The following is a 12,289-nucleotide window of genomic DNA, read 5'->3' on the forward strand; positions in this document are numbered from 1 at the left end:
AGCCGCCGACGCGGCCGACCCCGACGCAAGGAGGAGCCGACCATGCCGCGCATGCTGATCCGCAAGAACCCCAGCGACTTCAAGACCCTGCCGTTGTATGTCGAGGCCACGCCCGAGGGCTTGAGCTATCAAAGCATCGGTATGCCGCTGAACTTCGCGCAAACCCTGCAAAAACGCCGCCCGGTGACGGTTGCCGACAATGAGCGTTTTTCGCTGGAGCTGGCCAACCTCGGGGTATCCGTGCGCCTGACCCTGCATTGGCAAGGTCGCGACTACTGGGTGCTGGTGCGCCAGCGCCGCCAGGATCGTGGTGATGTGGTGCTCAAGCTGATCTCTGGTTATGTACCCGCCCACGAGGTCAATCTGCCCCTGCATACAGCCATTCAGGAAATTGCCGAAGAGTGCCTGCTGGAAACCCCCGAAGGCTGGCTTGGCGGCCGTTTCAATGAAACCTGGCTACCGGCTCCCTACGCTGCCGCGCTGCATTACCGCGAAGCCCTGCCCTTTCGTCTCACACCCCTGTCCGGTGCGACCCGGCCTGTAAGTTGTGGCAGCCAGCCCCTGCTGGAGCGGCCACGAACCTATGTGCACCTGCCGACCGCCTCACTGCAGCTGATTTACGATCTGCGCCTGGAAGTGCCCAGGGAAGCCAAGTCCCTGAGCCTGTTCCATGTTGAAGAGCGGCTGGAAGGGGATCAACTGGTGGCGCGCCTGGATCGCAAGCGTCCTGACCTGTACCTGATCCCGCTGACGGAGGGCCAGCCGTGCGCCGAGCTGTACACCCTGAGCAAAGATCGCCTGCAGCCTGCCAGCACTCGCGGCGTGCGGTTGGCCGAGAGTTTTGCGCCACAGGAGGGCTGGGTGGTGCGTGATGAGCGGATTCGCTGGAAGGATTGGCTCAGGCAACAGGGCTTGACGCCGCCCAAACCCGAGTCACGGCTCAAGCGCCTGACGGGCAAGGCGCGGCAGATATTCAGGAAGGTGGTGAAAAAGTCTTAGTTACTCATGTGGGAGCGGGCTTGCCCGCGATTCAGACAACTCGGTTTTTTAGCTGGACCGAGTCGAGCTTATCGCGGGCAAGCCCGCTCCCACAGTGAGTATGCGATCCATCACTGACCGCGAATCTTCTCGACAATGGCCGTGGTAGAGCTGTTTTCAACCAGCCCCAACACCTTCACCGTACCGCCATAGGCGGTGACGATATCGGCGCCCACCACCTGATCGATCCCGTAGTCACCGCCCTTGACCAGCACATCAGGCTTGACCTGGGCCAGCAGGTTTTCCGGGGTAGCTTCAGGAAAGCTGATTACCCAGTCCACCGCCCCCAGACCAGCCAGTACCGCCATGCGCCGGTCCACGCTGTTGATCGGCCGGCCCGGGCCTTTCAGGCGACTTACCGAAGCATCATCGTTGACCGCGACGATCAAGCGATCACCCTGAGCCCGCGCTTGCTCCAGATAGGTCACATGCCCGGCATGCAGAATGTCGAAACAACCATTGGTGAAAACGATCTTCTCGTTATGCGCCCGCGCATCTTCGATGGCCAGCAGCAACTGATCGAGGCTCAGCACGCCGCGCTCCGACCCTTCGGAGCGCTGGATCGCACGGCGCAGTTCCGGCGCGCTGATGGCCGCCGTACCCAGCTTGCCGACCACAATACCCGCCGCCAGATTGGCCAGGGCCACGGCGTGGGGCAGCTCTTCACCGGCAGCAATGGCGGCGGCCAGGGTCGAGATAACGGTATCGCCCGCCCCTGTCACGTCAAACACTTCACGCGCACGCGCTGGCAGGTGCATGGCGGCAAAGCCCGGGCGCAACAGAGTCATGCCGTGCTCGCCACGGGTCACCAGCAAGGCGCCCAGGTCCAGGTCGGCCATCAGTTTGGCGCCTTTGGCCACCAGATCGGCCTCGTCAGTGCAACCACCGACAATGGTTTCGAACTCGCTCAGATTGGGCGTAATCAGGCTGGCGCCACGGTAGATCGAGAAATCCTTGCCCTTGGGGTCGGCCAGCACCGGAATGCCCCTGGCACGCGCAGCCTGGATCAGCACCTGATGGTTTTTCAGGGCACCCTTGCCGTAGTCGGACAGCACCAGCACCTTGATGCCTTCGAGCAGGTTTTCAACTTCGGCACCCAACGCCAGCGCGTCGGTGGCGAACGGTTCTTCAAAATCGATACGCAGCAGTTGCTGGTGACGGCTCATGACCCGCAGCTTGACGATGGTCGGCTGGTGCGCAATGCGCTGGAACAGTGCACGAACGCCCGCACCCTCAAGCCGGTTGGCCAGGCTGTCGGCGGCTTCATCGTCGCCGGTCACGCCCACCAGCGAGGCAGGCGCGCCCAGTGCTGCAATGTTGAGCGCAACGTTGGCAGCGCCGCCCGGGCGGTCTTCGATTTGCTCGACCTTGACCACCGGCACCGGCGCCTCAGGGGAAATCCGTGAGGTCCCGCCATGCCAATAACGGTCGAGCATGACATCGCCTACCACCAAGACAGGGGCTTGATCGAATCGCGGCATGGACAACTTCATGGAGAACCCACATACAAAATGAACAGGGGCGCGATATTAACACAGGGTGAACGCAGGTCAGTTCACGGTATTAATCGCAGCGAATGAGAATCAGGCAAAGCGAAAGTTTTGTGTAGCCGCTGCCGCAGGCTGCGACAAGGGCCGCAGGCCCTTCATGGCAAATACTGATCCGGATCGCCGCGCAATCCATCGCAGCCTTCGGCAGCGGCTACAAATGGATTGCGACAGCGGCATTTACTAGGCGATATCGCCCGTTTCCGGGGCATCAAGCCCCATCGAATGCAGACGCGCGTAGTAACCATTTTGCGCCATCAGCTCGGCATGGGTGCCGCGCTCGACGATCTGGCCCTGGTCCATCACCAGGATCAGATCGGCTTTTTCAATGGTGGTCAGGCGGTGAGCGATCACCAGCGTGGTACGACCTTTCATGACGTGGTCAAGTGCCGCCTGGATATGACGCTCGGACTCGGTATCCAGCGCCGAGGTCGCCTCATCCAGAATCAGCAGCGGAGCGTTCTTGAGCAATGCCCGGGCAATTGCCAGGCGCTGGCGCTGGCCACCGGAAAGCAACACGCCGTTTTCACCGACCTGAGTGTCCAGGCCTTGTGGCAACTGCTCGATAAAATCCATCGCGTAGGCATCACGCGCGGCTTTCTCGATGTCGGCACGCGGTGCTCCGGCAAGATCGCCGTAGGCAATGTTATTGGCCACGGTGTCGCTGAACAGGGTCACATGCTGGGTTACCTGGGCGATATGCTTGCGCAGGTTAAGCAGGCGGTAATCTTCTATCTCGACGCCATCGAGCAGGATCTCGCCCGCCGTGTGGTGATAGAAACGCGGGATCAGGTTCGCCAGTGTCGACTTGCCACTCCCGGAACGCCCCACCAATGCCACCATTTGTCCCGGTTCGGCCGAGAAGGTTACATCCTTGAGCACCTGCCGGTCGGTGTCCGGGTAGGTGAAGCTCAGGTTGCGCACATCCAGGCGGCCAGTGACGTGGTCGCGCTCAACAGTGCCGGTGTCGACTTCCGGTTTCTCATCCAGCTGTTCAAAGATGCTTTCGGCACCCGCCACACCCTTCTGGATCGTCGAGCTGACTTCAGACAACTGGCGAATCGGCTTGGGCAGCAGGCCGGCCAAGGTGATGTAGGCGATCATGTCGCCCGGCGACGAGTCGCCACGCAGGTAAAGCACCAGGAACATCAGGATGCCCATCGCCACATAGATGACCAGTTGCAGCATCGGGGTATAGATAGCCCCCGTGCGGGTCATGCGCAGTTGCTTGTCGGTGTTGCTCTGGCTGGCTTGCAGGAAGCGCTTGCGCTCATAAGCCTCACCGCCAAAGCTGCGCACAACGCGGTAGCCCTGGATGGTTTCCGAGGCAACGTGGGTAACGTCGCCCATCGCCACTTGAATCTTCTTGCTTTGCTTGCGGAATTTCTTGCTGGCCGTACTCACCATGACCGCAATCAGCGGCAGGATCGCGACCATCACCAGCGTCAGGCGCCAGTTCATCCACAGCAACGAGCCGAACAGGAACACTACCGTCATGCCTTCACGGATAACCACCTTGATCGCATCGGTAGCAGCACCGGTCACCATGGTCACGTTGAAGGTAATACGGGAGATCAGATGCCCCGAGTTGTGCTTGTCGAAGTAACGGTTGGGCAGTACCAGCAGGTTGTTGAACAACTGCACCCGCAGGTCGTGCACCAGGCCAAGGGACACCTTGGCCAGGAAGTAGTTGCCCAGGAAGGAGCCCAGGCCCTGCCATGCAGCAATCAATACAATCAGGATCGGCACGACCTGCAACAGGCGCAGATCACGCAAATAGGGAACGGAAGGAAACAGCACTGCGTCCGGGTTGGACAGGCCATCGACGAAATACTTGAGGATGTAACCAAGCATTGGCTGGGTCGAAGCGAAAATAAGAAACCCGACGATACTCAGCAGGAACAGGCCGACATAGGGCCGGACATAGCTGAGCAGGCGCAGATATATCTTCAAGCTCGATTCGCTTGTGCTGGGGCTGGATTCGGTCATATCACGCGGCGGTTAGTCAAAAAGGATGCTGACTTTATCACAGCTTCTCTGGTGTACTGACTGCCGCTTGTAGCCCGGCCGCACGGGCCAGTAAAAACGACACTACAGGGCCAGTGCGCTAGTATGGCCGTCCAAAATCTGGAACGAACCTTTCAGCATGCAATTGAGCTACTTAAATTATTCAAAACAACGGGTGTTTGATTTCATTTGCCTATGGCTGCTGCCTGTCGGCCTTTTATTACTGTTATCCGACCTTTATTTTCTGCCTGGACGAAGCCTGCATCACAAACTGTATTACGCACTGTTCAGCATTCCGACCCTGATTGCCCTTGTCTTGCGGCCCAGGGAGTTCAGGGACATCTTGCGCGAACCGTTGATCGCAGGTTTTCTGCTGTTTGCCGCCTGGGCCATGATCAGCCTGATCTGGAGCAACACCGAGGATCACTTTCTCGGCCTGCTCAAACCCCCGCTGCACCTGTTCATGCTGTTCGCGGGCTGTACCCTGCTGGTCAAGTACCGTAGCGACAGCCTGCAACCGCTCATCTTTGGTGCCGCCGTCATTGCCCTGGTCGCCACCCTGTACAACCTGTACATGTTCTTCCCCATCCAGGACCCGCAATTGCGGATGATCGGTGCCGGTGCTTTCGACAATCCGCTGCTCAGCTCCCATGCATTCGGGTTTTTCTGTATCTATTGGCTGACTTTGGGCATGACCTGCAAACGCCCGCCGGTCCTGCTGGTCGCCATTCCCGGCTTTGTCATCATGTTTGCGGCGGTGATCGCCACCGGCTCCCGAACCCCGCTGGTGGCCATCGTCATGGCCATGGTCTGGCTCAGCTTTATCTGCTGGAACCGACGCTCGCTGGCCCTGATCAGTATGCTGGCCGTGGGCGGCGTGGTGGTGGCGGCCCTGTTCTGGGACATGCTCGTCGGCCGCGGCAGCTCGTTCCGTTTTGATCTGTGGCAGATGGCGCTGGACCTGATCGCGCAAAGCCCGTGGGTCGGTCATGGCTATGACGCGCACTTGTCTCTGACGTTGCCACAATATCCCGACGCCCCCCTGAGCGAGCCCCATAATTTTTTCCTCGGGGTACTGTTCTACGTCGGTTTGCTCGGCCTGCTGCCCTGGTTGTTCATGCAGGCCTGGGGCCTGTACAGCAGCTGGCGTCACCGCGTGCAGCCATTGTTCATTCTCGCCTCCGCCTGGCTGATGTACGGCATTGGCGCCGGCCTGACCGAAGGCGGCGGGATCATCTCGCGCCCCAAGGAACACTGGTATCTGCTGTGGATCCCTCTGGCGCTGATCGCCGCGCTGAACATCGGCCTGCGCCTCAAGACCCTGCGTGACAGGCCGGTTCACCGCCTGTCCGATGCGGCCTTCAACGCCCTTGCCAGCCATGCCCAGGTGATTGAAGAAGATGGCCTGGGGCCCAAGGTGTTGCGCCTGCAAAATGGCAACTTCCTCAAGTTGTTCCGCGCACGCCGCTGCTACACCTCGGGCAGCTTCAATCCCTATTCGGAACGTTTTGCCGTCAACAGCGAGCGCTTGCAGGCGATGGGTATTCCCGCGCCGAAAATCCTCGACCTGTTTCAGTTACGCAATGGCAGCACTGCCGTGCTGTACCAACCACTGCCCGGCCAGACCCTGCGCCAGGTGATGCAGTCGATGGGTTCGCCGGCCATGCGCCAGGCCCTGGTCGAGCGCTTCGGCAAGTTCCTGGCAGTGCTGCATGACAAGGGCGTTTACTTCCGCTCCCTGCACCTGGGTAATGTGTTGTTGATGGACGATGGCGAGTTCGCCCTGATCGATATTGCCGACCTGCATCTCTATCCATCAGCACTGCGCATAGCCTTGCGCCAGCGTAACTTGCGGCATATGCAACGCTACCCCGAGGACCGTCGCTGGTTGTTCGAAGAGCAACTGCCAGAACTGCTGCAAGGTTACGCCACCCTGGCGCCCGCCCCTGCCGTTACCAGCCTGCGCACCCAGGTTATGGCACTTGCGCAAACCAACGCGCCTTGAGCCTGGACAGCAGTAACCCCTTGTGGGCGGTGCTGGCCTATGGCCTGGCGATCATGACGTCAGCCTTGCTGCTGCGCTGCTCGCCGACCATCCAGCGCAACCTGGAGCATTCAGCTCAAGGCCGCTACAGCAGTGTTGATGGTTTGCGCGGCTATTTGGCCTTTGGTGTATTTATTCACCACACCGCCATTACCTGGGTGTTTCTGCATACCGGGGCATTTGAAATGCCCTCGACCCGGTTCTACGCCCAGATCGGTCTGGCCAGCGTGGCCTTGTTCTTCATGATCACGGCCTTTCTGTTCTGGGGCCGCCTGCTTGAAAAAGGCCGTCAGTACGATTGGCTGGCCTTCGCTGTGTCCCGGGTTTTCCGCCTGTATCCGCTGTATTTGCCACTGATGCTGCTGGTGATTGTCAGCGTGTTCTACATCCAGGGCTGGACACTCAAGGACAGCCCCCTTGAAATCGCGGGCCAGATACTGGCCTGGTTGATCTTCGACCGCCCGGATATCAATCAATACCCGCAAACCGGCGGGCTGATTGCCAACGTCACCTGGACCCTGAGCTACGAAGTGTTCTTCTACATGGCGCTGCCACTGTTCGGGATGGTGTTTCTGTACCGTAGCGACTGGCGCCAGACTGCACTGTGCCTGGTTGCCATCTACGCGCTGTATCAGGTGGTGGGTTGGGAGCACTCACTGAAAAAGCACATCCTGATGAGCTTTCTCGGTGGCGTGGCGGCGGCATACTGGGTGCGCACGCCCAGGCTCCTGGCCTGGAGCCGGACACCCGTTGCGGGGGTCATTGCCCTGGTTGTGCTGATAGCCGTACTGACTTTGTTTCGCAAAAGCTTTGCGTTCTTGCCGCTACTGCTGCTGACCCTGGTGTTCTCGATCATCGCCTCGGGGCATACGCTGTTTGGCGCATTGGCACTGCGCAGCATTCGCTGGATGGGGGAAATCAGCTACAGCACTTACCTGCTGCACGGGTTCCTGATCTGGCTGATGTTGCAGCGCCTGCCTTTGGCGCTGCCACTGGACACCAAGGAGCCCCTGGTATTCCTGCTGTTGGCGGCCCTGAGCAGCGGCCTGTTGATTGCCATCAGCAGCCTGAGCTTTCTCTACATCGAAAAACCCGGCATGGCCGCAGGCAAAAGGCTTGTGCGCCGACTGCGCCAGCGCACCCGGACGACCTCACAGGTCGAGCCGGAATAACCCCTCACAAACTATCAGTCTTTTTCCAGCGGTGAGAAATACAGCCGCCCCAGGCCACGCCAGGTCTTGCCCGTCCAGTGCTTGAACGGAATCTGCGCCAAGAGCTCACGGGCCAGGGCACGATTGCGGTTGGCCGTTTTCAGGAACATGGAATTGAGAAATTTGTAGCGCACCTCGTCGTACAGCGGGTGATCACTGAACTGGGCATAAATGCGCAGGATGCTGTCGATCATGAACCGATGGTTCTTGTACGAGTTGGTCGCGTGCTTGCGATAGCGCGCCATCACCACATTCAGGCCGTCGATAAAGTACCCGGCATGGGTGATCTTCAGCTCGATATACAAGTCTTCCAGGCGAATGCTCGGGTCAAAGCCCCCTACCTTGTCCAGCGCTTCACGGCGGATCATCAGGGTGGGCGCAGGCGGATACGGCTTGCGCTCGAGGAACATGTCATCGAAGTCCAGGCGCCGGAACGGCACATCGCGGCGCTGGCGCTTCTCCGGGAACAGGTTGCCGTCAGCATCGATCAGCTCGATATTGCCCGCGCAAATACCCACTTCAGGCTTGCCGTCCATATAGGCGACCTGCACCGCAATACGGTCCGGCATCATGATGTCATCGGAGCCGAAAGGCACTATCAGGCTGCCCTTGGCCCGGGCAATCGCGCCGTTCAGGGTGTTGGTCAGCCCCTGGTTCTGTTGCACCCGAAAGTCGAAACCATGCACCGCCTGTAAACGCTGGATGCGCTCAACGCTGTCATCAGGCGAGCCGTCATCGATCACCAGCAACTCGATATTGGGATAAGTCTGATCCAGAACGCTCTGGATGCTTTGCTCGATATAGGGCCCGTGGTTGTAGGAGGCGATGATCACCGTTACCAGAGGTTGCAAGTCAGTCATGGGTGTTCCTTGCGAGCCTGGCGCAGGCCCGAGTCGATCAGATCCAGGTACTCCTGACGGAATACCTCAATGTCGTGGTTTTGCTGCAAGTAGCGGAACGCCTGCTCGCCCTTGGCTCGCAAAGCGTCGTCCGGCAGGGCCAGGTACTCGTCCAGCGCGGCGGTCAGGGTTGCCACATCGCTTGGTTTCACGGCCAGACCGCCCGCCCCTTCAATCAGCGGCAACATGGCTGGCACATTGGTCGCGATCACCGGCAAGTGCCCGCTCATGCCCTCAAGCAGCGCCAGCCCCAGACCTTCGGCCAGCGAAGGCATGGTCCAGATATCGAACGCACGCACATACTGCAGGGCGTTCTCCTGGAAGCCCAGCAGGTGCGCACGACCTTCGAGCCCCAGTTGCCCGATCTGCTCGCGCAGGCGCGACTCTTCGCGACCGGCACCAATAATGGCCAGTTGTGCGTTCGGGTATTTGTCTTTCAAAGCGGCGAACGCTTGCAGCAAAAAGCGATGGCCCTTGATCGGCACCAGACGCCCCAGCGCGCCGATCATCCGCGCATCCTGATCCAGGCCAAGCTTTTCACGCGCCTGCTGGCGTGGCAGCTGCAGGGCTTCGGCCTGCTCGATATCGATGGCATTGGTGATGGCATAGGTATTGGCGTCAGTGAAACCGCACTGGCAGTCCAGCAGGTATTGCTTGACCGCAGGCGACACACCGACAAAGCGCCAGTGCTTGTCGATCAGGCGCTTGGCCTGGCTGCGCCGGTAAAAGCGGTCGTACTCGCCAAACCCGTGGGAAATGCCCACGCACAGCGGGATTTTCAGCCAGCGGTTAAGCTGCAGCAGCATGTTCACCGGTTTAAAGCGGTTGCAGATCACCACATCAAACTGTTCTTTGCGGCAGAACTTGTACAACGCCCACATGGCGCGCAAACGCATGCCCTTGAGCGACTTGTCGCTGAACTCGAAGTACACCGAATGATCAGCTTTGCTCACTGGCTCGCCCGGCCCCGGACGCCCACGCAAAAAGGCCGCCGTGATTTCGTAACGCTCACGGGGCAGCGCGCGCACGATCTGCTCGGCAAGGTCGGCAAAGTCATGGGATTTGACATTGTAGTCGGGCTGCAATTGCAAAACCTTGGTACGTTTCATAACTCTCCCCGGTGAAAGCCGGTGGCATCAATAGTCCAGGCCGGCTCTGCCGCCAGACGCTGGATTGCAACTGGATCGGGAGCGGGCAGTTTCGACCACTCGTTACGCTTCCAGCACACGAAGTGAAAGTAGGGAAAGGTGTGGTCGCCGTCACGATCATTCTTCAATATGCCGTTATTCCAGAACCACTTGCCCGGGAAGTTTTCCGTGCCGTCATGCCACTTGATGCAGCCGCCGGGCGTACTGAAGGCCTCGGTGAATTCACTGGTACGGCGCAGCGGGTTGAACTTGCCCACCAGCTCGAACAGCGGCTTGGGCAAGTTCTTGCGCCACAGGAAGATCCGGCTGAAGGCCCCCTCATCCAGCGCATGGTGCTGGTTGTCAGTAAAGCGCTGCTGCCAGTCCTTTATCCGCATGAACAGCTCGCGCTTGCAAGGCGTATTGCGCATCAGGCACAAATGCCCCGCGACCCGGCGTTCGTGGGTTGAAAACAGGTCATAACGGGCCAGCCGCTCTGCGGTGAAATAACTGCGCAGGTCCCCATACACCAGATCGATATCGCCGAAGGCCCAGAAATCATAGCCCTGCAGACGGTCTTCGTGGATATAGCCCAGCGCCGGCTTGATATCGCACAGCTTATAAGCCTCTTTAGGTGCGAAATCGATCTTCAGACGTTCAGAAACCTTGCGGCAATAGTCGGTAAAGCTGATCGGTTCAACGGTCACATTGGCCGGCAGATTTTCAGGTACCCCACAGTCGCTGAAAAAAAGCCAGTCAATATCAGGATTGTGCCGACAGCTTTCGAGGAAAAACGGCATCCAGAACGGCCATCGGCCGAAGTACGGGATCACAAATAAAATACGCGGTGATGGTTTTATCACTGGGAACTCAATGTAAAGGTCGAGATTAGGGTCAATGCTATGACCACTTTTTATATGTACTTATTATTTTAGTTGCCAGAACAGCTCATGACGCCGGACCGCTTTGCGGAAAAACTCGTTCTCTCCATAAGGAGATGACTTTCTGCCAGCCAGGAGTTGCTGTATCGATCGTCTAAGCCTGCGCTTGAGCGCAGCCCGCGGCTGCAGGTCGTGCATCATGCCCAGCGCCATCGCCTTGTCACGCTGCTGTGCCAGGGTCAATGGCAGGCTGCAGGGGCGCAGGCTGAGCGCGGGGTCGAACACTGGCGGCAAGGCAATGCCGTCACCGCTGTTGCCCATCGGCCAGCGGTCGTTGTCATGCAGGTGGTTGGCGTAACCGAGCACGGTGGTCGGCTGCCACTCCAGGCCCTCCAGAGCCTCGATGACTGCGTCATGGGCACTGATATGGTCCGGGTGCGGGTCGATTGAAGGATGCGGAAGCACAATGACTTCGGGGCGCGCGCGCAGGATCAACGCGCGCAGGTCGGCCAGCAGGTTATGCCAGGTTGGCGCACCATCCTGATCGGCGGGCAACGGGAACGGGTTGAACTGGCGGAATACGCGGATATCGCTCAAGTCCGCCTCGCGCGAGGCCATCGGCTGATCGGGCGCGGCCTGCATGGCGGGCAATTGCAGACAGAAGTAGCCCAACTGCGCGCAATGGGCCTCAGGCACACCGGCCCAACGCGGCACGGCCATGCTGTCCCAGGCGCGCAAACGGCCTTTGAGGCGCGCAGCTTCTGCCCGTGGCAGGCCCATCTTCTGATAATGCTCGGCTTCGATTTCGCCAGCAGTCAGGGTCACGATCCAGGCTTCCCTGGCCTGGCTGTACAGACCAAACGCGGCCAGTTCGGCGTCATCGGCGTGGGGCGCAACCACCATGACCCGCTGCTGGCGGTAATCAGGTTGGCGGAAAACCTGCAGTACAGGTTGACCCATGACGCGGCAAAATTGCCCGCGTACACGCAGCTGCCCCGCGACCAGCGCCTGCGCACAACCACTCAAGTTAAGGTAGCGCTGGCCATTGACCCCACGCTCGAAGGTTTGCCGATCCGCCGACTCGCCACCCGACAGTTGCACATACGGGTCGAGAAAACGCCCCAGCCAGCCACTTTTGACCTTGATCGCCAGGATCAGGGTTTCATCGCCCGCCAACTGCAGCGGTTGTTGCGCTACCAGCCTGTCGCCTTCAAGGCGCACCGCCAGTTGCTCGCTGTCGGCCGGGAAGCGGTACTGGTAATCGTCCTTGGGCGAATAGAACAGATGGTCGGCAAACCATGCCTCATGGGCCACCCAGCCCAGCACTGCCAACACCGGCGGCAACCACCAGGCCAGCAGCACGCCACTGGCCAGCAGCACCAGCAGGCCGATCAGCAGACCCATACGCTTGTTGCGCCGATGACGCTTGAGAAGTTGCTGCTTGCGCGAGGCGGGTTGACTCATGATTTGGCTCTTGTGATTCTGTAGGAGCGGGCTTGCTCGCGATGCAAGCGCTGCGGCATGTCAGAAAAGTC

At 59.7% G+C, this 12,289-nt stretch carries 9 protein-coding genes; 3 read left to right on the forward strand and 6 right to left on the reverse strand.

The genetic code is table 11. The annotated features are described in order from the left end of the window. The first annotated feature begins 42 nt into the window (after positions 1–42). The gene (locus AB3G35_RS00975) at positions 43–999 is read left to right on the forward strand and encodes a metal ABC transporter ATPase (RefSeq protein ID WP_106115453.1); all 957 of its coding nucleotides are present in this window, start codon (positions 43–45) and stop codon (positions 997–999) included. A 110-nt stretch (positions 1,000–1,109) separates the two neighbouring features. On the opposite strand, the gene hldE is transcribed toward AB3G35_RS00975, so the two are convergent. Continuing rightward, complete coding sequence (gene hldE, locus AB3G35_RS00980; protein ID WP_029611702.1) at positions 1,110–2,531, reverse strand: bifunctional D-glycero-beta-D-manno-heptose-7-phosphate kinase/D-glycero-beta-D-manno-heptose 1-phosphate adenylyltransferase HldE; 1,422 nt, start codon at positions 2,529–2,531, stop codon at positions 1,110–1,112. Between the two features lie 237 nt (positions 2,532–2,768). Then, the gene (gene msbA, locus AB3G35_RS00985; protein ID WP_016783267.1) at positions 2,769–4,574 is read right to left on the reverse strand and encodes a lipid A export permease/ATP-binding protein MsbA; all 1,806 of its coding nucleotides are present in this window, start codon (positions 4,572–4,574) and stop codon (positions 2,769–2,771) included. Between the two features lie 157 nt (positions 4,575–4,731). Between msbA and AB3G35_RS00990 the strand changes: the two genes are divergently transcribed. Beyond that, positions 4,732–6,597, forward strand: coding sequence for a bifunctional O-antigen ligase/aminoglycoside phosphotransferase family protein (locus tag AB3G35_RS00990; protein WP_106115454.1), 1,866 nt, complete (start codon positions 4,732–4,734; stop codon positions 6,595–6,597). A gap of 2 nt (positions 6,598–6,599) precedes the next feature. Then, the gene (locus AB3G35_RS00995) at positions 6,600–7,808 is read left to right on the forward strand and encodes an acyltransferase (RefSeq protein WP_238930737.1); all 1,209 of its coding nucleotides are present in this window, start codon (positions 6,600–6,602) and stop codon (positions 7,806–7,808) included. A gap of 14 nt (positions 7,809–7,822) precedes the next feature. Here the strand turns inward: AB3G35_RS00995 and AB3G35_RS01000 are convergent, their stop codons facing one another. The 4 genes from AB3G35_RS01000 to AB3G35_RS01015 all read right to left on the reverse strand — a co-directional run bounded on the left by AB3G35_RS01000 (position 7,823) and on the right by AB3G35_RS01015 (position 12,218). Next, a complete protein-coding gene (locus AB3G35_RS01000) occupies positions 7,823–8,707 on the reverse strand; it encodes a glycosyltransferase (RefSeq protein ID WP_169869401.1) in 885 nt (294 codons plus the stop codon). Next, positions 8,704–9,855, reverse strand: coding sequence for a glycosyltransferase (locus AB3G35_RS01005; RefSeq protein WP_016783263.1), 1,152 nt, complete (start codon positions 9,853–9,855; stop codon positions 8,704–8,706). Before AB3G35_RS01005 ends, AB3G35_RS01000 begins: the two co-directional genes overlap by 4 nt. Further along, entirely contained in the window at positions 9,852–10,736 is an 885-nt protein-coding gene (locus tag AB3G35_RS01010) for a DUF6625 family protein (protein WP_340079444.1), read from the reverse strand. The genes AB3G35_RS01005 and AB3G35_RS01010 overlap by 4 nt, the downstream gene beginning before the upstream one ends. A 63-nt stretch (positions 10,737–10,799) precedes the next feature. Next, positions 10,800–12,218, reverse strand: a complete 1,419-nt coding sequence (locus tag AB3G35_RS01015; RefSeq protein WP_134050894.1) for a PIG-L family deacetylase — start codon at positions 12,216–12,218, stop codon at positions 10,800–10,802. Positions 12,219–12,289 lie beyond the last annotated feature (71 nt).

The sequence above is a fragment of the Pseudomonas sp. WC2401 genome (assembly GCF_041200115.1).
GTDB lineage: Bacteria > Pseudomonadota > Gammaproteobacteria > Pseudomonadales > Pseudomonadaceae > Aquipseudomonas > Aquipseudomonas fragi.